Genomic DNA, 25185 nt, shown 5'->3' with positions numbered 1-25185 from the left:
GACGTGTGGGGCTCTGTATCCAGATGGTCGGGTCGGGCAGTTCCTGGTGGGGGCAGCTGTCGCCGCCGTCAAGCTGCCATGAAATGCCGTGGAGCCAGTCGTTGGCGCGTGGCTCAAACCGCATGATGTCGGCCATCAGTACCTTCTGGAAAGCCGCGGCATAGGTCAGCAGGCGCAGGTCCCAGTGCTTCATGATGATGCGCAAATACATGCCTTCGCCACGTTGGGGGTGGGCGGTCAGCAGCATCTGGCAGTCCAGCCAGTGCGACGGAATGCCCGCACGCCGGGCCGCGTCCCGCAGCAGCACCTGTATGAGCTGCTGCCTCAAGGCAATGGCGGAGCCTTCTTCGCCGGGTATGGAGACTTCCGATTCGGAGTGCGGGGCTGCTGCCGTCTTTTTCAGTCCGAAGAGCTGGGGAAGTTTCATGAGGGGGCTCGCATCGGGTTGTAGCGCCGGCCATGTGACGGGATTTTTGCCCCGTTTCTTTGGCCAACACCTTATGTTACAAAGTGTTAACAATGTCGGCGACTGGGCTCCGCAAGTCAAGTGGGGGCCGCTTCAAAACCGGTACTTTTTCATGAAAAGCCGGTTCAATTGCAGCGTTTTGAAACCTCTCGTTCAGAGGATGACAAGGCGAGAACGCCGGATTATTAAGGGATTACCACTCCGGGCACTGGCAGGGCGAGGAACCCTCGCAGCGGGTTTGCGCTCAAGCGGCCTCGGCGCCAAAATGTTTCACTATGTAACCAATTGATAGTTTTGACATGCGGGTGGCGCAGTCACCGGCGTTCCCCGTAAAAGCGCTATTGGCCTGAGAACATCAAAAAGGACTGCACGCCGGAAAATCTGGCAGGAACAAGGCCATAAGCGAGACAGGACGGGCGCAAGCAGCTATTAAATCCATAGCGAGCTCGGCCGCCTTCAGGTGTACGCTGGTTCAGCGGGATGCGGCAGAACGCGCTGCGGCGCTACTTCCCATTTCCACCACCGCCACCGCCACCGCCACCGTTGCCTCCACCATTTCCGCCGCCGTTACCACCGCCATGGCCGCCTCCATTGCCTGCACCCTGGCCGCCACTGCCGTTGTTGCCGAACCCTTTTCCGGCTGCAAGGCCTTTGCTGGAGGCATGGGCCGCTGCGACATTGCTGGCGTGAACGGCATGAACGCTGTCATTGGCTTTCTTGCCGCTCCTGGAGGTATGCGAAGCGCTCACGACGGCGCCCAGTTTCACACCCATGCCTTTGGCGATCTGGCCCCAGCCAATTCCGTCAGCCTTCTGAGACAGCAACCCGCCCAGCGTAGCCGAGAGCTGTGAAGGTGTCGGATTGGTAATGCCTTGCTTGGCCAGTGATGTCTTGGCCAGCGCCAGCGCAATATTGATGTTGCCGTACCCCATTTTTCCGGTGGCCGGTGAAAGGCTTGCTGCCGGTGCCGTGGCGTTGGGCCCGGTCGGGCTGGGGCTCAACGAAATCGGCGTACCCGTGCGTAGCCCTTCCACCAGCGACTCGGCGTTCTGCGGGGAGCCGGCAAACGCGCTGTACTGGCTCGCCAGCCTGGCGCCTTCCGGATTCCCGGTGGCGCTGGCCAAGCCGGCGTCCGTTGTTGGTGCAGCCGTGGCAAAACCGCCGGCCATCCACATGGCAGTGGCCGCTGCGGCGATGGCAAGAGTTCTTTTGATCAGCATGGTGTGCCTCGCTTTCTGGGTAAACCTGACGCAGGCCGGACCGCGAGATGCGGAGCGGCTTTTTTATCTTAAGGGCCGGCCGGCTTCGCCCAGCGGATTTACGGCCTTGTCCTACGGCCAGACCCACCGGACGAAATGTGCATGGCTAGGCCCGGACAAAGTAGATGAAGGTTGTGCCCGGGAAAATATGCCGGTAGACCGGCCGGGCAATCACCCGCGCCAGGTTTTTCGGTTGCAGCAGGCCCGAGGCACTGTTGTACAGCCGGTAGAGCTTGGGGCGCAGCGGCTTCAGGCCAAACTCCTTTCCGAAGGCGACCAGCGATTCGTGGCTGAATGCGTTGATGTGTTCCAGCGGTGCGATGGGCATCTGGTCCTCTGCCGACAACGCGCCGAAGTTTTTCCCCTGACTGATTTTTTTCAGTGCGGCGGCCGCATTCGGAACGCTGATCTTGATGACGCCGTCGCCCGAAAGGGCATCGCGCAGCTTTTCGAGCACCAGCCTGGGTTCTGTCAGGTGTTCAAAGACCTGCTCCGTGTTGATGAACCTGAACCTCCTGGCCGGCAGGTCGGCCAGGCTGACGACCCGCACGCCCACGGACCTTCCGTGACGGGCGCGCTCTTCGGAAAGCTCCACGCCCCAAACATTGCAGCCAAAGCCCATGGCCATTTTTGACCAGTGGGCCCAGCCGAATCCGAAGTCGAGTGCATCCAGCTCACCCGGCGGAAGCCCGAAATACTGGATGATGAACTGCACCTGTTCGGCCAGGTAACGGTATTCGTCCAGGCTGTAATTGCGGTGCTCGCGGTCCAGCTCGGTGCCGGGAACCCAGTCGTTGTAGATCTCGCCCAGCAAGGGGTCGTCAGGCACCTGTTGCTGAAAGACCAGCCCGCAGCTGTTGCAGCGCGCCAGGGCGTAAACGCCCGCGTCGGCGGTTCGCGAGGCATGGCCTTCATAGTGCCGCGCAAGATAAGCCTGGACGCCCGCGCCGGTGTACGGCTCYTCGTAAACCATGCGGAGGGAGGCCGACAGGCAACCGGGGCACTTCGTCCTCACCTTGAGGGCGGAGTCGCGCGGCTGCAGTACGCCCTGGCGTTGCTGCCAGCGGCCTGGTGCCTGAAGGCCTTCCCTGCGTGGCGGCGGAGCCGGTTCTGCCGGCAAGCGCGCGAATTCAAGTGAGCTGGCGGGCATGTTCATGGTGAGGTCCAAAAAGGGTGCCGCAAGGCAGCACTACCGGGCACCTTAGCCGCTGGTCAAACGCCGCGGGTAACCCTCTGTAAGTGGCGTGTGGGGCCCTGGCGCCCTGAGTGGCTTGCCCTGAACCGGCATTTACGGACGTGCAGGGGGCGCTGGTGCAGGGAGGCTGCGCAAAGCCTGCGCGCGCTCAACAAAGATTGCCGTTACCAACCAGACTGTTGTGTTACGCCATGCGGCCCTTGTTTTCCACCATCGCGCAGCCGGTGATGCGCCACGCCTTGTTGCTTTGCCGCGCCAGGCTGTAAACCGCCAGCCACGAAACACCGCTGGCATCGGACATTTGCACACGCTGGATTGCCTGGTCGTTCTTGCCTTCGGGTTTGAGGAAAGCCACCGACGCCGGGCGGTACACCACCGGGTAATCACGGCGCACCATTGCCATGAAGGCCTCGGGTGTACCGACGGCTTTTTGCACGTTGGGGGCTGCAAAGGAAAACGCCCTGGCAGAGTCGTCCTTTGCAAAGGCCGCCAGCTGGGCCTGCACCACGGCGCGCACCGCCTTTTCGTCGGCTGCCGTGAAGGGCGCTGCGCTTGCAGGCCATGCTGCGCCCAGCATTAACAGGGCTGCGCCGACTGCCGTGAACAGCCGGGCCATGCGGGTCATCAACAGGTTCCAGTGAAGCAGGGCGGCAGTCATACGGTCAATCCTTTTCGGTTCCTTGGCAAATGCGTGCTGGAGGTACGCAGATGCGGTGCCAATGGATGCGGCTTCAAACCAGCCGGCCGTGCGCCAGCACCACGACACCGCCGCTGACCAGCATCTCGCCGGCCGCATTGGCCTCTACCGTGATACGGCTGGGACGCCCGGCAAAGCGCCCCTGTTTGATCGTGATCACTTCGCCGGCCTTTGCCGCACCGTGATGCAGCAGGTAGGCGCCTGCCGGCCCGGCAGCGCTTCCGGTGGCAATGTCTTCCACGAGTCCGGCGTTGTCCCAGGTGCGGCCTTCGCGCGCCGACACATCCAGCACATAGGCAAACCTGGCCCCCACGGCGGCCAGCAGCGCCTCAAAATCAGGACGCACAATTTTTGCGTGGTCGAGGCCGCCCACCAGCGGCACCAGCAGATAGGGAAGCCCGGTGGACACCACCTGCAACGGAAAACGCACATCCAGCTGCGCCGGGCCCAGCCCGAGCGCCGCCAGGAACGGCAGGCTGTCCGTGTGGCTGAGCGCACCCTCGAAGCGGGCGATACCCTGGTTCATGCTGGCGTCGTAAGTGCCGTGCGGGCCTTCCTTGCGCGTGGTGCTGATGGCAACCGCCCGGGTTCCCAGCATCAGCGTCCAGTCGGCGCAGGGCTCTTGCGCCGCGTGCAGGTAGTGCAGCAAACCCGCGGCGCCCAGCAAAGGGTGGCCCGCAAAGTCGAGCTCTTCTTCCATCGTGAAGATACGTGCTTCGAAGCGGTTGCCGGGCCCGTCCGGCGTGAGGAAAATACTCTCAAACTGCCGCATCTCGATGGTCAGGCGCTGCATCAGGCGCGCCGGCAACGGGCTTTCGGGCAGAAACACGGCCAGGCCGTTGCCGGCCAGTGCCTCGTGGGTGAAGACATCGACCTGGTAATAGCTGAGGCCCTGCACAGAGGGGTTGGTGATCATTGGAAACCTCCTCTGCTGATTATCGCGGCGGCGTCCTACCCGGCTGTCAGCGCTTCAGGCCGCGGGCACCAGACTGCCGGTGGTAAAAAGTCATTGTCTTTCTTCCCTCCCTGCCTATCTTTTCCTTTTCGTCACTATCGGTCAACACCAGCCTTCCATGGACCACACCAGCGGCGCCGCGTGGTACGCGCAACTCGTCAAACCCTTTTTTGCGCCACCCGCCACTGTCTTCGGGCCGGTGTGGACGGTGCTCTACCTGATCATTGCCTTCAGCTTCGGCTATGTACTGGTGCAGGCGCTCAGGCGTCGCCTGCCGATCAGCGTACTGCTGCCTTTCATCCTGAATCTGCTGTTTAACCTGGCCTACACGCCCATCCAGTTCGGCCTGAAGAACAACGCGCTGGCCAGCGTGGACATCCTGCTGGTACTGGGCACGCTGGGGTGGGCCCTGAGTGCCATCTGGCGCCGGGTGCGCTGGGTGGCCCTTGTCAACATTCCCTATTTGCTGTGGGTGGCGTTTGCCACTGTGCTGCAGCTCAGCATCACCTGGTTAAACCGTTAGCTACCTTACGCCATGCAACACGCCCATCCTGGTTTGCGCCAGCGCTCACGCACCTTGCCCGCGATTGCACTGATTGCGGCGCTCGCTGTCCTGGCCATGTCCGGCTGCGCCTGGCGCCTGCGGCAATCGGTCGAACTTGCGCGGCTGAGCGAGCCTTTCGGGGCTTCACCCGCCGGCGCCCTGGCCAGCCTGCTGGTGGTGGGCGACAGTACCGGCGTGGGCACCGGCGCGTCCTCTCCCGCCACCAGCCTGGCCGGCCTGATCGGCCAGGCACACCCTCACTTGAAGATCACCAACCGCGCCAGGGACGGTGCAAAATTTGCCGACATTGCCGGGCAGCTCGAAGCTTTAGGCGCCGAGCGTTTTGATGCCATCCTGGTGCTCGGTGGCGGCAACGATGTGATTCGCCTTACCCGCAATGAGACGCTGGAGCAGGACATTGCGCGCACCGCCGAGCTGGCGCGCGCACATGCCAGCCTGGTGGTGGTGATGCCCTGCGGCAATGTGGGCAGTGCGCCCTTTTTCCTTGTGCCCTGGTCGTGGCTGATGACCTGGCGCTCCCAGGTGCTGCACGGCTTTGTGCGCGAAGCCGCCAAAGACAACAGTGCGCTGTATGTGAACCTGTACAAGGACAAGTCCGAAGACCCCTTTGCCCGGCGGCCCGATGAGCTCAATGCCCGGGATGGGCTGCATCCCAGCGACGCCGGCTACCGCCTGTGGTGGGACGAGCTGAACCGGCAGGCGGATTTTTCAAACCGGCTGGCGGCCTTGCACCGCCAGGGTTGAGCCCCCGCGGCTTTCAAATACCGAGGATTTTTTTCGCGCCGCCCAGCGCCTTCATGGAGTCGTCGTGCTTGCCTTCCTTGTGAAACTTTTCGCCATCGGCGCGAAGTTCTTTCACCTTGGTCATGTCGGCAGGGGATAGCTTGGGGTTGGTGGAGAGCTTGGCGTCAATCGCCTTCATCTCGTTGGGGCAGTTGTGGGCAAAAGCCAGGGACGAAGTGGCGAGGGCGACGGCGGCAATGATGAGCTTCATGTGAATCTCCAACCTGCGTCAGAAAATGCTGACGCCAGATGCTAGCAAAGCATCCGGGATGGCACAAGCTGCAGGCAAGGCCGCCTAGACCGCCTTGCCGATCTGCAGCCTGTCCGCATCGATGAAGCGGTAGGCCGGAATATCCAGGTTGGTGGGCGCGGGTACGTTTTTCACCACGCGGCCGGCCAGGTCGAACCGGGACCCATGGCAGGGGCAAAAGAATCCGCCGGGCGCGTGAAGCTGGGCATTCAGCGCGCTGTCGTCCAGGCGCAAGGTCGGGGAGCAGCCCAGGTGCGTGCACACCCCTACCGCCACCAGGATTTCAGGGCGCTCGGAGCGGGTCGCATTGACGCATGATTCAGGCTGCTCGGAGCGCCTGGACTGCGGGTCTGCCAGTGCCGGATTGGGTTGCTGCAACGCACGCACCATTTCTTCGCTGCGGCGCATCAGCCAGACGGGTTTCCCGCGCCAGGCAACGGTACGCAGCTCGCCCGGCGCCAGTGTGGAAATGTCGACAAGCACTGGCCCCCCCTGGGCACGCGCCACTTCTGACGGCGCAAGGCTGGCAGCGAAGGGGTAGGCCGCTGCCAGCAGGCCGGTGCCGGCGGCGATGCCGGTTGCCGCTACCAGCAGGCTTCGGCGCCCGGCGTCCGGCAAGGCCCCGTCGTCTATCGCGCGGATCAGTTGGGTGACGCTATGCATGATGTGGAATTTTTAAATGCAGTTGGCCCGGTTGTTTTCTCTACGCCCGTGCGCAAGGAAATCACACCGTGCAAACCATTGTTCGCGGGCCAGCTTAGGCCGGTCTTAAAATCTCCGACTGGCTTGCCTTGCAGCGTCAAGCCCGCGACATTCAGCATTAATCGTCACCTGCCACCTTAACCACCTGGACCCTTTCACCCATGCCCCTCGAAGTCATTGAAGCCCAGACGGGCGACAAGCCCGTTGCCACCGTTCTCATCATGCATGGCCTGGGGGCCGACGGGCGGGACTTCCTGCCGGTTGCCGAGCAGCTGGACTTGTCCAGCGTGGGCGATGTGCGTTTCCTTTTCCCGAGCGCGCCCAGCATTCCGGTCACCATCAACGGCGGCTACGTCATGCCGGCCTGGTACGACCTGCTGGGCGCGGACCTGGTCAGCCGGCAGGACGAGGCCGGGCTGCGCAAGTCGCAGGGCGACATCGAGGCCTTGATCGCGCGCGAGAAGTCGCGCGGCATTCCCGCCAGCCGCATCGTGGTGGCTGGCTTTTCGCAGGGCTGCGCCATGGCGCTGATGACGGGCCTGCGCCACAGCGAACGGCTGGCCGGTATTGCCGGCCTTTCAGGGTATTTGCCGCTGGCCGACAAGACCGCCGCCGAGCGCAGCGCCGCCAACGGGGATGTGCCCATTTTCCTGGGCCATGGCACGCGTGACGGCGTGGTGGTGTTGCCGCGTGCCACCGCCACGCGCGATGCGCTCACGGCCATGGGTTACCCGGTCGAGTGGCATGAATACCCGATGGAGCATTCCGTGTGCCCGCAGGAAATCACCGACCTGGAACAGTGGTTGCGCCGGGTTCTGGCCTGACGGATTTTTGATTTTCGTGGAAAGAGGCTGGGGCCCTTAAGGGACGGGCGCAAGCAGCTATAAAAAATATAGCATTGATTGGGGCCGTACGGCTCAGGCCTGGTCCATCGATACTTTCGCCGTGGCCACCCGTGCCATCCGCCGTACACGCCACAACAGGAAGAACGCGATGCTGAAGTTCAGCAGGTTCCACGCGATGCCGTTGAGAAAGGCGGCGTGGTAGGAGCCCGTGAGGTCAAACACCTTGCCTGACATCCAGCCGCCCAGCGCCATGCCCAGCAAGGTGGCCATGATGACCGTGCCCACGCGCGCACCGGCTTCGGCGGGCTCAAAGTATTCGCGCACGATGATGGCGTAAGACGGCACGATGCCGCCCTGGAACAGGCCGAACAGCGCGGCAATCACGTATAGCGACACCAGCCCGTCGAACGGCAGGAACAGCAGCAGCGCGATGCCCTGCAGGATGGAGCCCAGCATCAGCGTGCGCAGCCCGCCAATGCGGTCGCAGATCATGCCTGACACCAGGCGGCTCACCACCCCGCAGGCCAGCATCAGCGACAGCATTTCAGCGCCGCGCGCCGCGCCGTAGCCCAGGTCGGTGCAATACGACACGATGTGCACCTGCGGCATGGCCATGGCAACGCAGCAGGCCACGCCGGCGATGCAAAGCAGCAATTGCGCACGGCCGACCGGCAGGCCGAAGGGCATGCTGCTGGTGGTGGCGGCGATACCGCTGTTGCCTATTGCCGAGGCCACCGCCACCGGTGGGCGCTTGCGCATCAACAAGGCCAGCGCTGTCATCGTGACAAAGCTGAAAAGGCCCAGCCACAAGTAAGTCTGGCGCCAGCCTGCGGCCTCGACAAAATGCTGCACGATGGGTGGCCAGATCGCGCCGCCAAGGTAGTTGCCGCTGGCGCACACCGCCACGGCAAAACCGCGGCGCCGTACAAACCAGAGCGAGGTGTCGGCCAGCAGCGGCGCAAAGGTGGCGGCAGAGCCGAGAAAGCCGATCAGCAGGCCGTGGGCCAGCGAGAACATCCAGATGTTGCCGGCCATGGCGGCCAGGGCAAAACCCAGGCCCAGTGCAGCCGCCCCGATCAGCAGCGGGACCATCACACCGAAGCGGTCGGCCAGGCGCCCCATCAGCACGCCGCCAACGCCGAAGCCGATCATGAGCGCGGTATAGGGTAGCGAGGCATCGGCCCGCGACACGCCGAATTCGGCCTGCACCGCGGGCAGCACCACGGCCACCACATACATGCCGCAGGCGCCGACCGTCATCAGGGCCAGCGTGACCATCAGCCGCATCACGGCGTAGCGTGAGTCGATGAGGAGCGAGGAGTCCTGCGCGGCGGTTGCAGGGCTCGGGGGCGTGACGGAAGGGCTCATCAGGCGAGCGTACACCAGCAGCTGCCCAGCTGCGCTCTGGACGGCCCTTGTGGAGCCGGTGCGTTACAGCGGGGAAGGGCGCGTGGCTTCGTAGCCGACGGCGGAGTTGCTGTCGCTTGGCTGGCCCAGTTCCTGGTCGCGGATGCGAAAGAGCCGCTCCAGGTCTTTCATGGCGTCTGCGTCAGCTGCGGAGACCGGGGCCGGCCGTGCCACCAATGCTGCAGGCTGGGCCGGCGGGACGGCCGCGACAGCGGGGACGGCGGGCATGGGCGCCGCAGAGGCTGTTGCCGCCGCGGGAAGAGGGGCCAGGGACGCCAGCGGTGCGCTGCGTGGCGGGCGGGCTGACGCGGGTGGCCGGACAGGGTCGGCCCAATACGACTTGTCGGGCATGGTCGGGTTGGGGCAGGTTTGCGCCACTTCAAGTTGCCACGAAATGCCGTGCAGCCATTGGGCTGCCCCGGGTTCAAAGCGCGTGATTTCTTCCATCAGGGCGTTCTGGAAGGCGAAGGCGTACTTCAGCAGGCGCTCGTCCCAGTGCCGCACAACGAGGCGTACATACATGCCAGGGCCGCGGCTGCGGCTGGACACCAGCAGCATCTGGCAGTCGATCCAGGGCAGGGGAATACCGTATTTACGCATGGCATCGCGCAGCAGCACCTGCACGAGGTGCCGGCGCGTCGCGTTGTCCGAGCCGTCTTCAATCGTGAGCGGGTTGTCCCGGCTGGACGCGCCCGCGCGTTTGGGCGACGCTACAGGGGTTGAACCACCAAAAAGGCCGGCTAGCAGTTTTTTCATTTTTTGATCAAGCTCTACGCTGCCTCAGGCTAAAAGACCGCAAAACCGTTTAGTTTGGCGGAAATTGGAGGGCAAAACGGTTGTGTTACGGAATGTTTTTTATCGTCGTCCAGCTTGTCTGACAAGTCAAGGGAGTTATGCACGTTGGCGCACCGCCGTCGCTCGCTTTCCACATCCTGGCACCCAAACTGCGGATTTCTGCCGGGAAAGTGCGGTGCCTGGCCCAAATCCGGCCAGCCTGCACAGGCCCCGCGCCAGACCCCACCCGGGCTGTGCTGGCAAGCCGGAAGCGCCAGCGTAAAGCGCCGTGCTGTGATAACTTCCACGCCAATTCAAGATTCTGGGGGAATGACGATATGACCAAGTTGCAGGCGCCTGCGGGCGCGCTACAGGACCGCCTGAAAGCGCTGACCCCGGCCCGGCTCAAGGGCATGCGCCGCGGTATCGAAAAGGAAAGCCTGCGCGCCAAGCCCGGCGGCGGCCTGGCCCTCACGCCGCATCCCGCAGCCCTGGGGTCGGCCCTTACGCACCCCGGCATCACCACGGACTTCAGCGAATCCCAGGTGGAGCTGGTCACCGGCGCCCATGCCAGCCCTGAAGCCACCTTGCAGGAACTGACGGAGCTGCACCAGTTCACCTACCGCACCATGAAAGAGCTGGGCGACGAAATGCTCTGGGTGTCCAGCATGCCTTGCGGCCTGCCGACCGACGAAACCATTCCCATCGCACGGTTCGGCTCGTCCAATGTCGGGCGCGCCAAGAGCGTTTACCGCATGGGCCTGTCGCACCGCTACGGCAGGCGCATGCAAACCATTTCGGGCATTCACTACAACTGGTCCCTCCCCGGGGTGAGCAGCAAGGAATATTTCGCGCTGATCCGCAATTTCCGCCGCCAGGCGTTTTTGCTGCTGTACCTGTTTGGCGCCTCGCCTGCGGTGTGCTCCACGTTTGTGGAAGGGCGCCAGCACGAGCTGCAAACCCTGAGCGACAGCACCATGTACATGCCCCACGGCACGTCGCTGCGCATGGGCCGCCTGGGTTACCAGAGCGATGCGCAGGCCTCGCTGGCCGTGAGCTACAACAGCCTCGACGGGTACGGTGCCTCGCTGCAGGATGCGCTCACCCGGCCGTACCCGGCCTATGAAAAGGTCGGCATCCGCAACCCCGGCGGCGACTACAACCAGCTGGCCACCACGCTGCTGCAGATTGAAAATGAGTTCTACGGCACCATCCGCCCCAAGCGCGTCATTTACCCCGGCGAGCGGCCGCTGCATGCGCTGCGCGAGCGCGGCGTCGAATACATCGAAGTGCGGCTGATGGACCTGGACCCCTTCGAGCCGGTCGGCATCAATGCGCAGACCATGCGTTTCCTCGACGTTTTCCTGCTGCACTGCCTGCTGTCGGACAGCCCCAACGACACGCCCCAGGAAATCGCCGAGCTCAAGCACAACCAGCACCAGACAGCCGCGCGCGGGCGTGAGCCKGGCCTCAAGCTCAAGCGCGGCGGCCAGGAGATCACGCTGACGGCCTGGGGTGCGGAGGTGGTGGCGCAGTGCGCGCCCATCGCGGCGGCGCTCGACGCCGCGCATGGCGGCACGCAATACAGCGACACCCTGACCTCCGCCAGCGCTGCCTTGCTGGATGCCGGCACCCTGCCTTCGGCCCGCGTGCTGGCAGCCATGGCCAGCAGCCACGACAACTCCTTCATCAGGTTCACCCGTGCGCAGTCTGAAAAAACCCAGGGCATCCTGCAGGCCCAGGCGCTGTCGGCCGCCCAGCTGGCGCATTTCGCCGCACTGACCGAAGAATCCGTCAGAGAGCAAAAGAACATCGAAGCCTCGGACACCATGCCGTTTGAGCAGTACCGTCAGCAGTACGTGTCGGCGGAACGCCTGGGCATGCCAGGCCGTGAAGCTGAGCACACCCCTGTTGGGGCTCATTAAATAGGCACACCCCTGTTGGGGCTCACTTCGTGTAGCCCCCTCTCCCCTTGCAGGGGACGGCGCCTGCGGCCTGGCAAAGCCAGTTCCGCGGTGAGATGGATACACCCCTATCGGCACTCACTTCGTGTAGTGCCTTTTCCCCTTGCAGGGGACGGCGCCTGCGGCCTGGCAAAGCCAGTTCCGCGGCCCCCGCTGGTGAATAGCACACCCCTATCGACACTCACTGGTTGCTATTAATTCAATAGCTGGCGGCGCTGGTTGGTATTGGGCTGGAGCCCGATTTGGTGCCTGAAATCGCCGCTTCGGCGTCTTCACGCCAGTACGCCGCGGCTGCATACCAGCCTTCCCACACGCAGCCGTTGCAGCCGCGCCCGCAGCAGGTGGTGGGTTCGAGGGGAGGAGATCGCAGGGTAATGCCGGCAGCAGCGGCGCGCTCCTGCAGGGTGCTGAACATCGCCACGGCGGCGCTGTGGTCGGCAGGGCTTTCGGGCATGGCCTGGGGGCGGGGGCTTGTCAGGTTTTGTTGGAGGCTGCCATGCGCCGGCGGAAGTACAGGCCAATGAATGCGCAGCCCAGCACCAGGGCAAACCAGCCTACCAGCGCCGACTGGGCAACGATGCCTTGCATGCCCGGCGAAGTGATGAAGTAGGGCGTTACCAGCACGCCCAGCCCGATCAGCACACACAGGATGCCCTTGATCATCAGCTCATTGTTGGCCTTGAGGTTGGAAGCGGCGAGGCGGCGGGCGGGAACCACGGGTTTTTGGTCAGGGGCAGCGGGCAGGGGCATGGGGGCTCGATAGATGGGGTTGCAAGGCGCTTGGGTGGCCCTGGTGGCGGTGATGGCGGGTCTGGACCTCAATTGTCCTTCATCGCGCCGCGCTGGATGTAACAGGCCTACGCGGGGCCTGCCCGGCAAAAACGGTGAGCCTTAACGATTCTGCTTCGGCCGACATCGCATCGTCTTCCACTATCAGCAAGTACACAGGATCGTTTCGAGGTGGTTTTCCGGCATGGCCCAGGCAGGGCCCCAAAGGCCACCTCCTGGCCAGCCCGCGCTGCGGCGACAATTGGGGATTGAGCCGGGTTTTCAGCCCCGGTTCTACCTGAACCCGAACACCCCAAGAAAGATCCCGATGGCCATCCAGTGGTTTCCCGGTCACATGCACCTGACCAAAAAAGCCATCAGTGAGCGCATCAAGGAAATTGATGTCGTCATTGAGCTGCTTGACGCGCGCCTGCCCGGCTCCAGCRCCAACCCCATGCTGGCCGAACTGACAGGCGCAAAGCCCGCGCTCAAGGTCCTGAACAAGCGCGACCTGGCCGACCCCGCCCGAACGCCACTCTGGCTTGAGCACTACAACAGCCTGCCCGCCACCCGTGCCATCGAACTGGACGCCAGCGAAACCACACCGGCCCGCCGCCTTATCGACGCCTGCCACGCGCTGGCGCCCACGCGCGGCACCATGGTCAAGCCCATGCGGGTGCTGATCTGCGGCATTCCCAACGTCGGCAAGTCGACTCTCATCAACACCCTGACCGGCAAACGCGCTACCAAAACCGGCGACGAAGCCGGTATCACCAAGGTCGAGCAACGCCTGGTGCTGGCCGACGGGTTTTACCTGTGGGACACGCCCGGCATGCTCTGGCCGCGCATCATCGTGGCCAAGAGCGGCTACAACCTGGCCGCCAGCGGCGCCATTGGCCGCAATGCCTTCAACGAAGAAGAGGTGGCGCTGGAGCTGCTTGACTACCTGATCAAGCATTACCCGGCCTTGCTGGAGGCGCGGTACAAGGTCGAGGTCACGCCCGGCATCACGGACGAGCAACTGCTGGAGGAAATCGGGCGCAAGCGCGGCGCGGTGCTCTCCAAGGGCCGGGTCAACCTGCAAAAGGCCGCCGAGATCGTGATTTATGAATTCCGCGCGGGAACGCTGGGCCGCGTGACGCTGGAGACACCCGAAGAGTTTGCTGAATGGGCGGCTGCCGGCCGGCTGCTGGACGCCGAGCGCCAGGTTAAAAAAGACAAGATCGAAACCAACAGGCTGATCAAGTTCAAGAAGATTCCCCGGCCACCTGCCTGACCTGCTTTGCGGGCAGCCAAGCGCATCGGCCCCGCGTTGTTACACGCTCCAGAACCGTCCTACGCCAGCGCAGGTACGCTGCTGATGAGCATGCCCCTTGAGCACCCCAAAAATGAAAATCATGAGGTACGGGCCATAGATTTTTGAGCCCGGTTTTCATGGACGGGTATGCAGAAATTCATAGAGCAATTTCAGGAAACGCATGGCGCAGCGATGGCCGATGCTTTCGCGCGGGAGACGCCAAAGAGGATCGCGATTGTTGATGACCACACCGTGGTCCGGGCGGGCATGGAGGCGCTGTTTCTGGACTGCCCCGACCTGCGCGTGGTGGCCACCGGCGCCAACACCCATGATGCGCTGGCCCTGGCCAATTCCCGGGAGCTCGATGTGATGGTGCTGGACATCGTCATGCGGCATGAAAGCGCTGTCGACGTGCTGGAGAAGATCGCCGCCACCGCGCCGAACATGGGCACCGTGATTTACAGCGGCTATCCCGAACAGCAGTTTGCCTTGCCGCTCATTCGCCTCGGGGCGCGGGGGTATGTCGACAAGTCCGCTCCCGTGCATGAGTTGGTCGATGCGGTTCGGGCTGTTGCCGAGGGGTCCACTTATTTTTCAAAGCAGGTGCAGTCCATGCTGTGGGCCGCCATTGACACGGCAGCGCCGCCGGGCATTGCAGGCCTGACCCCGAGGGAGTTCCAGATATTCCTGAGGCTTGCTGGTGGCCAGACCGTCACGGAAATTGCGGCGGCGCTGCGCCTGACCGATGTCACCGTGAGTTCACACCGCGCGCGGGTGTTGCAAAAGCTCAAGCTCAGCAGCAACTCWCACTTGACCCGATACGCGATAGACCACCATTTTCTTAACTGAAAGCCATTGAGCGCAATTAGCGCAATTAGCGCAATTGGCAACTGAGCAACCTGAGAGCGCAATGGAGGCCCAGGCCTCAAAGCTTTCCTACGCACGGTGAGGCCGGCGACCCATCTGCACAATGCCGCGCATTGTCCACAATGCCTGCAATCTTCTTGCAGTATTCAATTCATCCTATTCATCGAGGGGCAGGCTGTGCAAACCACCGGGAACAACAGCAGTTCGGCCGTTTACCACTATCCACCCAAGGCGTCGCCGCTGATCGCGCTCGACTGGATTGCATTGATCCTGTTGGTGGTAGGCGGCATCAACTGGGGCCTCTTCGGTGCGCTGGGCATTGACCTGCTCGCCCTGTTGTTTGGTGCGATGACGATACCGGCTCGCGTCATGTATGGGTTGATAGGCCTGGCGTCGCTGTACGGCGTCGTGTTGCTGATGCGCCTTGCGCGCTTTGCGTGATGCCGTGGAAGCCGCCGCCGGCGGTCCAAAAAAAAGGGCAGGTAAAACTGCCCTTTTTCGCTACGGGGCGACCTCAACGGTTGCCGCCGGAGCCGCCCTGGTTGCCACCACCCTGGTTTCCACCGCTGGCCTGGCCACCTTTGCGGCCGGCTTCGCGTGCTTCCTCCGAGGTGAACTCGTGGGCATTGCCACTTTCATGCGATGCCTTRCCGCCTTCGCTGGCAATCTCGCGCTGGCGCTCCTTGTCCATGGATGCAAAACCACGGTTGGAGGTGTCGCCCTGGCTGCCCCCCTGGTTGCCGCTCTGGCTGCCCCCTTGGTTGCCGCCCTGGTTTCCACCTTGATTGCCGCCCTGGTTTCCGCCTTGGTTATTTGAAGCCATCTGATTCTCCTTGGATGAAAAAGCCCACGTGGGGCTGGTTGGACAGTGGGGGGCCGAATTGCCCGCCACAACTTCATGATGCGCACGTCTTCATGTCATGAATGTCGGTTGCAAAAATCAGCGCTTGTAGGAAAAGTTAAAGCTCAACACTGCATCGTGTGCCGGCCCTCGCGCTCGTGGCAGCAGTTGTTCACAGGCCCGGAGCATGCGAGGAGCGGGCCGTAAAAAAACGCTGCCGCGTTGCCGCACAAGGCGATACGCCCCAGCCGAAAACCAGGCCCCTGGCAAGAGTGGAAGGCACTGCGTGGTTGTTCACAAAATAATCCACGGCACGCCGGGCCCATGCGCCTCCGCTGGGGCTGCGGACGCTGTACGAATTGTCTGACGCATCACCAGGGTGCTGTTCGGCATGCGGTGTAAAACGCAGGCCGTATCGTGGCTTCCTGCTGAACCCAATTGCAAAACTGCTTATGAATTCCGCCACCAGCCAGCCTGAAACCAATCACCAGCAAAGCGTGCCCAGCACGATGCCGCCACGCTTCCCGCTGGGCGCCGGCATTCTGCTGGGGCTGGGCTTGGGCGGCTTTTTTGACGGCATCGTGCTGCACCAGATCCTGCAATGGCACCACATGCTCTCCAGCGCCGGCTTCCCCGCCAATAACGTGCGCGACCTGCAAATCAACACATTCGCCGATGGCCTGTTTCACGCCAGCACCTACGTCTTTGTGGTGTGGGGCTTGTTCTGGCTGTGGCGCACCGCGCGCCGGCCGCATTTTTTATGGTCGGCGCCCATGTTGTTTGCCAGCATGTTGATGGGCTTCGGGATCTTTAACGTGGTCGAAGGCGTCGTGGACCATCATCTGCTGGGCATTCACCATGTGAACGAAACCGTTCCTGCCGCCCAGTGGATTTACTGGGACCTGGCTTTTCTCTTGTGGGGGCTTGCCATGCTCGCAGGCGGCTGGTTCTGGGTGCACCGCCTGCGCGCCGCCATACCCTTGCCACCGGCCGCAACCTCGGCCATCCGGGCCCGCGGCGCGCAGCCGGTCGCCACACAGGGCGCGGTGCTGGAGCCCGGTGATGAAGCACCCGAAGGCACGGCAGGCACCGGGGAAGCCATCTGCCGGGAGTGCGGTGGCACAGGCCGCAACGCGGCAGGCCTTTGCCCGTCCTGCGGCGGTGATGGCAGGGTCACCGTGGCGCTGGCTGGCGGCTGATACTTTCTTCAGGTTCTTCTTGGGAAAACCGGCAAGGCAGATGCGCTGCATTTGATCTTCATCAAGGCCCGCGGCGGCGTTTGCGGCATTCTTGGCGATACCAAATACCCGACAACCGCCGGAGGCCGCCATTCACAAACATGCCAGCGTGCAGATCATCCTCGATGAGCATGCCTCCCTTTCCGCCATGCTGCGGTCCATGCTGCTCATGGTGGCGCGCGGCCCGGGTGACCATGCGCAGCGCTTCTTTGATGTCTTTCGGGCCATGCTGTTTTATATTGACGAGTTCCCCGAGCGCCTGCATCACCCGAAGGAGTCGGACCTGCTGTTCCCACGCGTGGTGCGCTCCGCGCCGGCGGTCATGGCCACGGTGCAGCAGCTGGAGCGTGACCACATGAGCGGCGAGAAAGCCGTGCGTGAGTTGCAGCACTTGCTGCTCGCCTGGGAGCTGCTGGGCGAAATTCGAAAGCCCGAGTTTGAGGCACAGTGCCGGCGCTATGTCGACTTTTACCTGGAGCACATGCGGCTGGAAGAGACGGTCATCCTGCCTGAAGCGGAGAAAGTGCTCACGGAGGCCGACTGGAAAGAGCTGGACGCCGCTTTTCAGAAAAACCGCGATCCGCTCACCGGCAAACACGCAGCCGACCCGGTGTATGACCGCCTTTTCACGCGCATTGTGATGGAGGCGCCGGCCCCCATTGGGCTGGGTGACGCCTGAAGCTTGCTGGAGATTGCCGAAAGCCAGGCTGGCCGTGCGCAAGCAGCTATTAAATCAATAGCACTATCGTTCAGATTTCAATGAATTCCTGTGGCGTAGGGTGATGGCGGGGCCGCAAGCGGGCAGGGTCCTGCGCGGTAGCGCAAATCATTCCTACACGGCGAATCAGCAACGGGCTCTGGCCGCGCGGGCGCCGGTTAAGGATAGTCAGGGTATCTTCATTAAAAGGTTCGGGTGCCGCCTGGGCCGCACTCCATGACACCTGACAGTCCAAGTCCGCCTTCCCGTCAATCATTCCGCGACGCCAACAGCAACCAGCTCAGGGCCGTCGCGGCGTACATGAAAAATCATTCACTGGTGCTGGCCACCGCCGAGTCCTGCACCGCAGGCCTGATCGCGGCGCATCTCGCAGATGTGCCGGGCGCGGGCTCCCTGCTGGAGTCGGCTTACGTGGTGTATTCACCCCAGGCCAAACAGCGCTGCCTCGGCGTGAAAGCCGAGACCATTGAGCGCCACAACCTGACCAGTGAAGAAGTGGCCGCCGAGATGGTGCGTGGCGCGATGGAAAAAAGCGAAGCCACCATGGCCATCGCCAACACGGGCGTGACCGACGACACCGACCCGAAGATTCCTGCCGGCACACAATGCTTTGCGTGGATGTTTATGGGGCGCGATGGAACCGGGGATGCAGTGTTCACGGAAACCCGCCGGTTCAGCGGAGACCGCAACAGCATCCGGGAGCAGGCCGCCGCCTATGCGCTCACGCAGATCCCGGCCCGCCACGCGGCTTTTCTGCAAACATCCCCACGGCGCGAACGCGCCGATGGATGAACCCGTCAGGCGATGAATTTCCTGTCGCGTAGCCAGTCGGCCAAACGCCCGGCAAACACCTTGTAGCCTTCTGCATTTGCGTGGATCTGGTCAGAGCGCAGCTCACTGCGGGACAGCACATACGACCAGGCATCCGAAAACAGTGGCGTGGCGGTTTCCGCGGCCACCTCGGCATACACCTCATGGTCTTTCAGTGAACCCATCGCCGCGGAAAGCAGCACGGGTTTGGGCTGCGCAATCAGCACCACCTGCGTGCTGGCCGCCGCGGTTTGCACAATCGACCGGAGCGCGGCGCGGGTGTTGTCCAGCGGCATGTTGCGCAGGAAGTCATTGCCGCCAATGCACACCAGCACCAGGCCCGGCTTGTTTTCCTGCAGCAGGGCAGGCAGGCGCGCCAGCGCACCCGCTGCCGTGTCGCCATTGATGCCTGCGTTCTGCGTGACGTAGCCGGTCAGCAGTTCGAGCTGCTGCGGGTAGCTGGCGCCCGCCGGGGCGCCGTAGCCATAGGTCAGTGAATCGCCCAGGCACAGCAGGGTCGCCTCCTTGGGCAGGGTCTTGCCTTTGGGGCCGGCCTTTTTGGAGCAGGCCGCAGCCAGCAGCAGTGCAGAGCCGGCGGCGCCCAGCAGGAGTTTGCGGCGAAAGAAGAGGTGATCGGGTGTCATGGGTCCTGCGAATCTTGTGGGCCAGCGGCGCCGGCGCCGCTGGCGGATGCATTGCTTTCGGGGTGCAGTTGCCGCCGCACATAGTCCACATGCTGGCGCAATGTGTACACCCGGTCTGAAAAGTCGAGCGAGAACTTCATGTGGCTCACCTCATGCTCGATTTTGTCGAGCCTGGCCGTCGCTTCGGCCACCTCTTGCGCAGTCAGGGTGCGCGACGTGATGTCACGCTCCATCTCCAGCAGCACGCCATAGCGGCGGTACAGCCGGTTCTTTTCCTTGAACTCAAAGAGCTTGGGCACCACCCGGAAGACCGGGATGGCGATGGCGACCAGCGGCAGCAGCACCAGCAGCAGGCGCTGAAGGGCATTGGCGGCCCAGTAAGGCAGGTAGCGCTGCAAAAACGGCCGGCCGTCGCGGTAGTAGCGCGCGGCTTCGTCAGCCAGTGGAAAGTCGGTCGCCAAGCCGTTGGGGAATTCGCCCGGGCGGTTCAGCAGCGTGGCGCCGCGGTGCACGTCGCGTGCCGCCTCCAGCAGCAGGTAGGCAAGGGCAGGGTGCAAATCCTTGTGGATCACCAGGTTGCCCCGGGTGGCCAGCAGCGTGATGTCCTGGCGCGGCCGGTCCTGGGCCGGGTCGACCGAGCCCGCTTTCAGCGTGACCAGCGACAGGTAAGGCAGGCGCCGGGTCAGCCCTTCGGCGTGTTCGATGGACACCAGGTGCGCTTCGTCCTGCCTGCCCAGCAGCATCTGCACCGCCGGTGTTTGCGGCGCGCCGATGATGATGAGCGCGTCCAGGCCTTTGGCCAGCAATGCCGTGGCGGCGGCTTGCCCGCTGTCCGCCGTGAGCGTGGCRTTGGACGGGGTGACGCCGTAGGTTTGCAACAGCTCCAGCGCCACCTTGCGTGTGCCGCTGCCTTCCACGCCGACCGCTATCTTCTTGCCGGCCAGCGGACCCAGGCCTTTGCTCAGGGCCCTGGCGAGCGTGGGTGAGGTAAACATCCAGACCGGCTCATAGCCCACCACACCCAATGACCGCAAGGGTGTGCTGGACTCAGGCTCCAGCGAATCCAGCGCCAGCAAACCGAGCCCGCCCTGCACAAATCCCACGGGTGTGCCCGCGTTCAGGCGTTCCAGGTTCTGGACGGCGCCGGTGGAAGGTTTCAGCGTCAGCGCCACGCCGTTGGCTTTTAAATAACTCTGGTATCGCAACGCGAACTGGTGCGCCGCGCCGTCAATGGAGCCGGTAGTCATTTCCACCTGGCCGGGCGGGGCCGGAAGGATCGAGCGGGAAAACATCGACAACACCAGCGCCAGCGCCGCGACGATGCCAATGGCAAGAAGGGCTGTCTGCTTGCGGCTCAGCGAGGGGATGATCAGCATGCGCACAGTCTAACCATGCCAAAGCGCATCTGGACACCACTGCAAGCGCGACGTAATGCAAGGGTAATCACTGCGTAATGACGCGGTAAAGCTCCGTTTGCCTTACACGGCATTCACAAGAGCGGGCCAACAATGGTTTCACTGAAGCGCAAAGGCCTTTGAAAGCAGCGATTCAGGAGCAGCCCCCACAGCCGCTTGCCGAACCGGAGATTTATCGCCGCCACCGCAAGTTGCCCACCGGGCTGCTGGCAATCAAACGCAAAAGCAGAAGCACTCCAAGGAGCACCCCATGAAATCGAAATTCCTCACTGTCTCGTTGCTGGCCTCAGCCCTGTTCGCCGGCCTGGGATTTGCCCCCGCCATGGCGCAGGGCACTAACACACCGGGCATTGACCAGGCGCAGCAGGCCATCAGCGCGCGTATTCAGCAGGGGCTGGCGTCCGGCCACATCACGCCGTCTGAAGCGCAGGTGCTGTACCGCCGCGACCAGGAAATCGCGGCACGCGAGGCGCGCTTCAAATCCAACGGCGTCGCCACGCAGCAAGAGCGCCAGCAATTGCGGGCCGACCTGGACGGCCTCAGCGCCGAAGTGGAACGCATGATGACCAACCGCGATGTGGTGGCGGGCCGGCCCGGCAATGCCGGCAGCACCCCAGGCATCGACAACCGTGAATTCCAGATCAGCCAGCGCATTGATGAAGGCGTACGCACGGGCCATATCACGCAGCGCGAGGCCGCCAAGCTGCACCAGCGTGAACGCCGTATCGAGCGCCATGAAGCAAGCTTCAAGGCTGACGGCGTGGTGACCCCTCAGGAGCGCCGCCAGCTGCGCAATGAGCTGGCATCACTGCGCGACGACGTCGAACGCATGATGAACAACCGCCGCCGCGGTTAAGCGGTTAAGCGAAGCGCTGTTCCGGGCGCCGCCACGCGGCGCCTGAACAGCTGCCCTGCGCAAGCAAGGCGCGCTGGTGCTCATTGAAGCGCCGGCGCGTTTTTTTTTGCGTGCTACATCGCGCGCGTTGCATTGCGCGTGTTGCACCGGCGTGGGTGGCGGGTGCTTCAGGTGTGTCATTGACCTGAATCAATACGCAAGCGGGGTGCTGCTTATAAAGTTCCCTCTTCTCTTTTTTGCGTCCATACGCAACCCACGCCATGCCCATAGAGCTTTACCGTGACGACAGGCATGCCTGCCTGATGTTCACCGACCTGATCGAAGAAGACGGCCAGGCCGTCCAGTCCAACCAGTTCCTGATTGTCGACAACGGCACCGGCGCCGTGATCGACCCGGGCGGCAACCTGGCCTTCAACGAACTGTTCCTGGGCATGTCGCGCCACTTCAGCCCGCAAAAGCTGTCTTACATCATTGCTTCCCACGCCGACCCCGACATCATTGCCTCGCTGGACCGCTGGCTCACGTCCACCCCCGCGCAGCTGGTGATCTCGCGCGTGTGGGAGCGGTTTGTGCCGCACTTCACCAAGGTCGGAAAGACCGAGCAGCGGCTGGTGGGCGTGCCCGACAGCGGCGGGCGGTTGCCGCTGGGGCAGAGCGAGCTGTGGCTGCTGCCCGCGCACTTCCTGCATTCGGAAGGCAACTTCCATTTTTACGATCCGATCAGCCGCATCCTGTTTACCGGTGACCTCGGCGTGTCGATGATGTCAGGCCGTACGGCGCAGGTGCCCGTTACCGACCTGAAACCCCATCTGCCCCTGATGGAAGGGTTTCACAAGCGCTACATGGTGTCGAACAAGGTCCTGCGCCTGTGGGTGGCCATGGCGCGCCGGCTTGATATCTCGATGCTGGTACCCCAGCACGGCGCACCGCTCAAGGGTGCGGCCATCGGCCAGTTCTTTGACTGGGCGGAGTCGCTGAAATGCGGTATTGACCTGTTCGACGAGCGCAACTACCAGGTACCCACCGGCCAGATCAGCGGCCGGGTAATGGCCTAAAGGGGCCTGAACCGGGCAGGAGGGCGTGGCCCAGCGGGGCGTGAACGATTTGCTACAACTGCAATCAGCCCGATGTGTGAACAGGCGCCTCCAATCGAGGTATGGTGACGCCTTATGCCCGAACATCTTCAAGCCCACGCCCTCCCGTGAAAAGCTCTTTTTTGACTCAACTCCGGAAATATTTGCGGTTTTTTCCTGTGGTGATGGCGGTGTGCGTGCCGCCGCTGCTGACAGGTTGCGTCACCGGCGCCAAGGCGTTTCCGGTGCAGGAAAAATTTGCCTCCACCCAGACCTATTCGCGCCTCTTTGACGCCACGCCGGCGCGCACCTGCGAAGCCTCGCGGCGCGCGCTGCTCAGCCAGGGCTACATCATCAACATGGCCAGCGCCGAACTGGTGGAAGGGCAGAAGGCCTTCCAGCCCGAGCCCGAGGCGCACCTGCAAATGGTGGTTCGCGTGGTGTGCGCACCCGACACGCCCGACGGAAAGGTGAGCCTGGGTTTTGTCACCGCGCTGCAAGACAGCTACGCGATGAAAAAGAGCAACAACTCCGCCAGCCTGGGTGTGGGCGCCATTGGTTCCGTGTCGCTGCCGTTTACCTCAGGCAATGAGTCCATGGTCAAGGTGGGCAGCGAAACCATCACGTCCGACGAGTTTTACGACCGCTTCTTTGACCTGGTGAGGCGCTACCTTGTGGCGGACGCAGCGCTGGATTGATGGAGCGGCCCGCTCCGCGCAGTCGCGCAAAAATCATTTGGAAAATTGAGGAAATGTGCCCCGATGGCAATACGGACGGGCAAGCAGCTATGAAAAACATAGCGACCGCCAATCACCTCAGCGCAGGTTGGCCTGCACCCAGCGCACGATGTCGGCCGCGCCCATGGCGCCGGCCTGGCGCGCCACTTCACGGCCGCCCTTGAACAGGGCCAGTGTGGGAATGCTGCGGATGTTAAAGCGCGCGCCCAGGTTGGGCACTGCCTCGGTATCGACCTTGGCGACGCGCACTTGCGGCTCCAGTTGCGCCGCAGCCTGCTCGTAGGCGGGTGCCATTTGCCGGCATGGCCCGCACCACGGCGCCCAGAAGTCCACCAGCACGGGGATCTGGTTGCGGATGACGTGTTTGTCGAACGCGGCTTCGTCCAGCGCGGTGGAATGCGCGGTAAACAGGGCCTTCTTGCAATTGCCGCAGGTCGGCTCGCTGCCCAGCTGGTCGCCGCGCACGCGGTTGGTGGTGTGGCAGTGCGGGCAGACGATGTGGAGAGGGTCGGTCATCAGAGGCAACTGGGGGCCGCTGMCGGCATTTCAAGCAAAGGATTTCCCGTGGGTGGCAAGGGAAGTCCGCGAGCTCCGCGCATGAAAAAGCCGCCTGAAGAGGCGGCTTGTCTTGCATTTGCGCCCGGCTCGATGTGGGCGGGGCGCTACTGATTTAATAGCTGCTTGCGCCCGTCAATCAAGCGCTGCAGGCATTTTTCCTGACAAATACTCAGGCTGCCCTGGCGGTGCGGCGCTGGCTGAAAGCCGTCTTGCGCTTGGCGGTGCTGGCCTGGTCGCCGGCAATCTTGCTGGCGAGCTGGGCGGTTTTTTGCTCGATCTGCGCGGCGAGTTTGCTCAGTGCCAGGGCGCCTGGCGCGGTGGCCTGGGCCAGCGTGTTCAGGGTGGTCACGCCGGTTTTTTCTTCAAACAGGCTGGCGTTGGCAGCGGCACGTTCCACGCCGCTTTCCAGAACCTTGACCAGCTGGCTCACCACTTGCTGTGCGCCGTTGGTCGTCAGCATCAGGCCCTTGGTGTAGTACACGCTGAAGGCCAGTTGTGCTGCCGTGGCGTTCTTGGCCGTTTCAGCCGTCAGCTCGGTACGCGACTGCTTCAGGGCACGGTTCCAGCGCTGCTCCAGCAGGACCACTGCGCGCTCGCCGCCGGCGCGGTAGGCGTTGATCACGTGGCGGGCGGTGTTGCCCGAAGACTCGATGAGGTCGGTCGCAACGGTCGAGAGGTTTTTGGCGGTCATGGTGTTTCCTTCAATGGGTTGAACAATGGTTCATCATCAAGGTTTTCCCTAGTGAGTGCGACCTACCGGGCTAGAGGGGCCCGTCCAGATTCGGTTACAGCCGGTTTTGGCGTGAAGGTGCTACGTTTTTCATAGCTGCTTGCGCGCGTCTGTGTTGGGTTGCAGCCATTTTTATGCCTTAGATGGCCTCGGCCCGGTTCACGCCGCCAAAAACAGCGCCGGGTCCACCATGGCGCGGTTCAGCATCACGCCCCAGTGCAGGTGCGGCCCCGTGACGCGGCCTGTGGCACCCACCGCGCCGACGCGCTCGCCGGTCTTCAGCGTGTCGCCAACGGCCACGCCAATCGCGCTCAGGTGGCACATCATGCTCAGCAGGCCGCCGCCGTGGTCCAGCCACACCGTGTTGCCGTTGAAAAAGTAGTCGCCCGTATCAATGACACGGGCAGGCAGCGGCGCCACCACCGGCGTGCCCGTGGCAGCGGCGATGTCCATGCCGCTGTGCGGGTTGCGCGACTGCCCGTTGAAGACGCGCCGCAGCCCGAACGAGCTGGAGCGGCGCCCCGGCACCGGCACCTGCATGCGCAGCGGCGTTTGCGGCAAGGGCTCGCTGAAGGTCGCCATCACCACTTCCTGGTGTGCGCGCTCGCGCTCGTAGCGCGCCTGGTCCTCGGGTGACAAATCCACCGTGCCGGGCGCCACCTTGAGGCGCTGCTCCAGGTAGTGCTTGGGCGCCACGGTGTAAGACAGCTGCTGCTGGCTGCCGTCCGGCGTCTGTACCGTGATGCTGGCCTCGCCGGGCTCTGCAGATAA

General features: G+C 63.3%; 30 protein-coding genes. 13 read left to right on the top strand and 17 right to left on the bottom strand.

All coding sequences use genetic code 11. From position 1 onward, the window contains the following. From AC1D0Z_RS07005 to AC1D0Z_RS06985, 5 genes are all read right to left on the bottom strand, one after another. On the bottom strand, positions 1-427 hold a 427-nt coding region (locus AC1D0Z_RS07005; protein ID WP_477657521.1), incomplete at its 3' end, for a hypothetical protein. 542 nt (positions 428-969) lie between these two features. Next, positions 970-1686: a hypothetical protein gene (locus AC1D0Z_RS07000; RefSeq protein ID WP_477657520.1), complete on the bottom strand. Its 717-nt coding sequence runs from the start codon at positions 1684-1686 to the stop codon at positions 970-972. 145 nt (positions 1687-1831) lie between these two features. After that, positions 1832-2881 (bottom strand): class I SAM-dependent methyltransferase, encoded by a 1050-nt coding sequence (locus tag AC1D0Z_RS06995; protein ID WP_477657519.1) that lies wholly within the window; start codon positions 2879-2881, stop codon positions 1832-1834. A 223-nt stretch (positions 2882-3104) separates the two neighbouring features. Beyond that, on the bottom strand, positions 3105-3578 hold the full coding sequence (locus AC1D0Z_RS06990) for a DUF4864 domain-containing protein (RefSeq protein WP_477657518.1): 474 nt from the start codon (positions 3576-3578) through the stop codon (positions 3105-3107). Between the two features lie 73 nt (positions 3579-3651). After that, entirely contained in the window at positions 3652-4533 is an 882-nt protein-coding gene (locus AC1D0Z_RS06985; protein WP_477657517.1) for a PhzF family phenazine biosynthesis protein, read from the bottom strand. A gap of 79 nt (positions 4534-4612) precedes the next feature. On the opposite strand from AC1D0Z_RS06985, the gene AC1D0Z_RS06980 reads away from it, so the two are divergent. Both AC1D0Z_RS06980 and AC1D0Z_RS06975 read left to right on the top strand, forming a co-directional pair. Next, on the top strand, positions 4613-5095 hold the full coding sequence (locus AC1D0Z_RS06980; protein ID WP_477657516.1) for a TspO/MBR family protein: 483 nt from the start codon (positions 4613-4615) through the stop codon (positions 5093-5095). 12 nt (positions 5096-5107) lie between these two features. Beyond that, complete coding sequence (locus tag AC1D0Z_RS06975) at positions 5108-5881, top strand: GDSL-type esterase/lipase family protein (protein ID WP_477657515.1); 774 nt, start codon at positions 5108-5110, stop codon at positions 5879-5881. 13 nt (positions 5882-5894) lie between these two features. Here AC1D0Z_RS06975 and AC1D0Z_RS06970 read toward each other — a convergent pair whose 3' ends face one another. Beyond that, a complete protein-coding gene (locus AC1D0Z_RS06970; RefSeq protein ID WP_477657514.1) occupies positions 5895-6131 on the bottom strand; it encodes a hypothetical protein in 237 nt (78 codons plus the stop codon). An 84-nt stretch (positions 6132-6215) separates the two neighbouring features. Next, positions 6216-6833, bottom strand: coding sequence for a ubiquinol-cytochrome c reductase iron-sulfur subunit (gene petA / locus AC1D0Z_RS06965; protein WP_477657513.1), 618 nt, complete (start codon positions 6831-6833; stop codon positions 6216-6218). Between the two features lie 200 nt (positions 6834-7033). Here petA and AC1D0Z_RS06960 point away from each other — a divergent pair, with 200 nt between their 5' ends. After that, positions 7034-7696 carry an alpha/beta hydrolase gene (locus tag AC1D0Z_RS06960; protein WP_477657512.1) on the top strand — a complete coding sequence of 221 codons (663 nt, stop codon included), beginning with the start codon at positions 7034-7036 and terminating at the stop codon, positions 7694-7696. Between the two features lie 93 nt (positions 7697-7789). Here the strand turns inward: AC1D0Z_RS06960 and AC1D0Z_RS06955 are convergent, their stop codons facing one another. Continuing rightward, complete coding sequence (locus AC1D0Z_RS06955) at positions 7790-9085, bottom strand: MFS transporter (RefSeq protein WP_477657511.1); 1296 nt, start codon at positions 9083-9085, stop codon at positions 7790-7792. A 63-nt stretch (positions 9086-9148) separates the two neighbouring features. Further along, complete coding sequence (locus AC1D0Z_RS06950) at positions 9149-9880, bottom strand: hypothetical protein (RefSeq protein ID WP_477657510.1); 732 nt, start codon at positions 9878-9880, stop codon at positions 9149-9151. Between the two features lie 356 nt (positions 9881-10236). Between AC1D0Z_RS06950 and gshA the strand changes: the two genes are divergently transcribed. After that, positions 10237-11823, top strand: coding sequence for a glutamate--cysteine ligase (gene gshA / locus AC1D0Z_RS06945; protein ID WP_477657509.1), 1587 nt, complete (start codon positions 10237-10239; stop codon positions 11821-11823). Positions 11824-12061: 238 nt separating this feature from the next. Here gshA and AC1D0Z_RS06940 read toward each other — a convergent pair whose 3' ends face one another. Both AC1D0Z_RS06940 and AC1D0Z_RS06935 read right to left on the bottom strand, forming a co-directional pair. Next, complete coding sequence (locus AC1D0Z_RS06940; protein WP_477657508.1) at positions 12062-12316, bottom strand: oxidoreductase-like domain-containing protein; 255 nt, start codon at positions 12314-12316, stop codon at positions 12062-12064. Between the two features lie 20 nt (positions 12317-12336). Next, on the bottom strand, positions 12337-12612 hold the full coding sequence (locus AC1D0Z_RS06935; protein ID WP_477657507.1) for a hypothetical protein: 276 nt from the start codon (positions 12610-12612) through the stop codon (positions 12337-12339). 346 nt (positions 12613-12958) lie between these two features. On the opposite strand from AC1D0Z_RS06935, the gene ylqF reads away from it, so the two are divergent. The 3 genes from ylqF (at position 12959) to AC1D0Z_RS06920 (ending at position 15235) form a co-directional block, all read left to right on the top strand. Beyond that, positions 12959-13906: a ribosome biogenesis GTPase YlqF gene (ylqF, locus tag AC1D0Z_RS06930; RefSeq protein ID WP_477657506.1), complete on the top strand. Its 948-nt coding sequence runs from the start codon at positions 12959-12961 to the stop codon at positions 13904-13906. Positions 13907-14074: 168 nt separating this feature from the next. Beyond that, positions 14075-14776, top strand: coding sequence for a response regulator (locus tag AC1D0Z_RS06925; protein ID WP_477657505.1), 702 nt, complete (start codon positions 14075-14077; stop codon positions 14774-14776). Positions 14777-14971: 195 nt separating this feature from the next. Beyond that, complete coding sequence (locus AC1D0Z_RS06920) at positions 14972-15235, top strand: DUF378 domain-containing protein (protein ID WP_477657504.1); 264 nt, start codon at positions 14972-14974, stop codon at positions 15233-15235. Between the two features lie 73 nt (positions 15236-15308). Here AC1D0Z_RS06920 and AC1D0Z_RS06915 read toward each other — a convergent pair whose 3' ends face one another. Next, the gene (locus AC1D0Z_RS06915; RefSeq protein ID WP_477657503.1) at positions 15309-15617 is read right to left on the bottom strand and encodes a KGG domain-containing protein; all 309 of its coding nucleotides are present in this window, start codon (positions 15615-15617) and stop codon (positions 15309-15311) included. A 470-nt stretch (positions 15618-16087) separates the two neighbouring features. Between AC1D0Z_RS06915 and AC1D0Z_RS06910 the strand changes: the two genes are divergently transcribed. The 3 genes from AC1D0Z_RS06910 (at position 16088) to AC1D0Z_RS06900 (ending at position 18383) form a co-directional block, all read left to right on the top strand. Next, positions 16088-16834: a DUF2243 domain-containing protein gene (locus AC1D0Z_RS06910; protein WP_477657502.1), complete on the top strand. Its 747-nt coding sequence runs from the start codon at positions 16088-16090 to the stop codon at positions 16832-16834. 148 nt (positions 16835-16982) lie between these two features. Further along, positions 16983-17552, top strand: a complete 570-nt coding sequence (locus AC1D0Z_RS06905) for a hemerythrin domain-containing protein (RefSeq protein ID WP_477657501.1) — start codon at positions 16983-16985, stop codon at positions 17550-17552. 255 nt (positions 17553-17807) lie between these two features. Then, complete coding sequence (locus AC1D0Z_RS06900) at positions 17808-18383, top strand: CinA family protein (RefSeq protein ID WP_477657500.1); 576 nt, start codon at positions 17808-17810, stop codon at positions 18381-18383. Positions 18384-18388: 5 nt separating this feature from the next. Here the strand turns inward: AC1D0Z_RS06900 and AC1D0Z_RS06895 are convergent, their stop codons facing one another. Both AC1D0Z_RS06895 and AC1D0Z_RS06890 read right to left on the bottom strand, forming a co-directional pair. Then, entirely contained in the window at positions 18389-19045 is a 657-nt protein-coding gene (locus AC1D0Z_RS06895; RefSeq protein ID WP_477657499.1) for a GDSL-type esterase/lipase family protein, read from the bottom strand. After that, the gene (locus tag AC1D0Z_RS06890) at positions 19042-20421 is read right to left on the bottom strand and encodes a TAXI family TRAP transporter solute-binding subunit (protein ID WP_477657498.1); all 1380 of its coding nucleotides are present in this window, start codon (positions 20419-20421) and stop codon (positions 19042-19044) included. Before AC1D0Z_RS06890 ends, AC1D0Z_RS06895 begins: the two co-directional genes overlap by 4 nt. A 289-nt stretch (positions 20422-20710) precedes the next feature. Between AC1D0Z_RS06890 and AC1D0Z_RS06885 the strand changes: the two genes are divergently transcribed. The 3 genes from AC1D0Z_RS06885 (at position 20711) to AC1D0Z_RS06875 (ending at position 23087) form a co-directional block, all read left to right on the top strand. After that, the gene (locus AC1D0Z_RS06885) at positions 20711-21316 is read left to right on the top strand and encodes a hypothetical protein (protein WP_477657497.1); all 606 of its coding nucleotides are present in this window, start codon (positions 20711-20713) and stop codon (positions 21314-21316) included. Between the two features lie 260 nt (positions 21317-21576). Next, entirely contained in the window at positions 21577-22371 is a 795-nt protein-coding gene (locus tag AC1D0Z_RS06880; RefSeq protein ID WP_477657496.1) for an oxygen-binding di-iron domain-containing protein, read from the top strand. Between the two features lie 203 nt (positions 22372-22574). Continuing rightward, a complete protein-coding gene (locus tag AC1D0Z_RS06875) occupies positions 22575-23087 on the top strand; it encodes a DUF2242 domain-containing protein (protein ID WP_477657522.1) in 513 nt (170 codons plus the stop codon). Between the two features lie 117 nt (positions 23088-23204). Here AC1D0Z_RS06875 and trxC read toward each other — a convergent pair whose 3' ends face one another. From trxC to AC1D0Z_RS06860, 3 genes are all read right to left on the bottom strand, one after another. Continuing rightward, the gene (gene trxC / locus AC1D0Z_RS06870) at positions 23205-23642 is read right to left on the bottom strand and encodes a thioredoxin TrxC (protein ID WP_477657495.1); all 438 of its coding nucleotides are present in this window, start codon (positions 23640-23642) and stop codon (positions 23205-23207) included. A 211-nt stretch (positions 23643-23853) separates the two neighbouring features. Then, complete coding sequence (locus AC1D0Z_RS06865) at positions 23854-24375, bottom strand: hypothetical protein (RefSeq protein ID WP_477657494.1); 522 nt, start codon at positions 24373-24375, stop codon at positions 23854-23856. Between the two features lie 198 nt (positions 24376-24573). Beyond that, positions 24574-25185: M23 family metallopeptidase (locus AC1D0Z_RS06860; RefSeq protein WP_477657493.1), on the bottom strand; the 612-nt coding region annotated here is incomplete at its 5' end.

The organism is Polaromonas sp. P1_E3 (genome assembly GCF_056405935.1).
Note: the sequence above shows the minus strand (reverse complement) of the source record. Positions and strands in the feature narration are given on the sequence as shown.

Bases quoted from the DNA above. Each gene is read 5' to 3' on its own strand.
- AC1D0Z_RS07000 (WP_477657520.1), bottom strand. From the start codon at position 1,686: ATGCTGATCAAAAGAACTCTTGCCATCGCCGCAGCGGCCACTGCCATG.
- AC1D0Z_RS06990 (WP_477657518.1), bottom strand. From the start codon at position 3,578: ATGACTGCCGCCCTGCTTCACTGGAACCTGTTGATGACCCGCATGGCC.
- AC1D0Z_RS06985 (WP_477657517.1), bottom strand. From the start codon at position 4,533: ATGATCACCAACCCCTCTGTGCAGGGCCTCAGCTATTACCAGGTCGAT.
- AC1D0Z_RS06975 (WP_477657515.1), top strand. From the start codon at position 5,108: ATGCAACACGCCCATCCTGGTTTGCGCCAGCGCTCACGCACCTTGCCC.
- AC1D0Z_RS06970 (WP_477657514.1), bottom strand. From the start codon at position 6,131: ATGAAGCTCATCATTGCCGCCGTCGCCCTCGCCACTTCGTCCCTGGCT.
- petA (WP_477657513.1), bottom strand. From the start codon at position 6,833: ATGCATAGCGTCACCCAACTGATCCGCGCGATAGACGACGGGGCCTTG.
- AC1D0Z_RS06960 (WP_477657512.1), top strand. From the start codon at position 7,034: ATGCCCCTCGAAGTCATTGAAGCCCAGACGGGCGACAAGCCCGTTGCC.
- AC1D0Z_RS06955 (WP_477657511.1), bottom strand. From the start codon at position 9,085: ATGAGCCCTTCCGTCACGCCCCCGAGCCCTGCAACCGCCGCGCAGGAC.
- AC1D0Z_RS06950 (WP_477657510.1), bottom strand. From the start codon at position 9,880: ATGAAAAAACTGCTAGCCGGCCTTTTTGGTGGTTCAACCCCTGTAGCG.
- AC1D0Z_RS06940 (WP_477657508.1), bottom strand. From the start codon at position 12,316: ATGCCCGAAAGCCCTGCCGACCACAGCGCCGCCGTGGCGATGTTCAGC.
- AC1D0Z_RS06935 (WP_477657507.1), bottom strand. From the start codon at position 12,612: ATGCCCCTGCCCGCTGCCCCTGACCAAAAACCCGTGGTTCCCGCCCGC.
- AC1D0Z_RS06910 (WP_477657502.1), top strand. From the start codon at position 16,088: ATGAATTCCGCCACCAGCCAGCCTGAAACCAATCACCAGCAAAGCGTG.
- AC1D0Z_RS06900 (WP_477657500.1), top strand. From the start codon at position 17,808: ATGACACCTGACAGTCCAAGTCCGCCTTCCCGTCAATCATTCCGCGAC.
- AC1D0Z_RS06895 (WP_477657499.1), bottom strand. From the start codon at position 19,045: ATGACACCCGATCACCTCTTCTTTCGCCGCAAACTCCTGCTGGGCGCC.
- AC1D0Z_RS06885 (WP_477657497.1), top strand. From the start codon at position 20,711: ATGAAATCGAAATTCCTCACTGTCTCGTTGCTGGCCTCAGCCCTGTTC.
- AC1D0Z_RS06880 (WP_477657496.1), top strand. From the start codon at position 21,577: ATGCCCATAGAGCTTTACCGTGACGACAGGCATGCCTGCCTGATGTTC.
- AC1D0Z_RS06875 (WP_477657522.1), top strand. From the start codon at position 22,575: ATGGCGGTGTGCGTGCCGCCGCTGCTGACAGGTTGCGTCACCGGCGCC.
- trxC (WP_477657495.1), bottom strand. From the start codon at position 23,642: ATGACCGACCCTCTCCACATCGTCTGCCCGCACTGCCACACCACCAAC.
- AC1D0Z_RS06865 (WP_477657494.1), bottom strand. From the start codon at position 24,375: ATGACCGCCAAAAACCTCTCGACCGTTGCGACCGACCTCATCGAGTCT.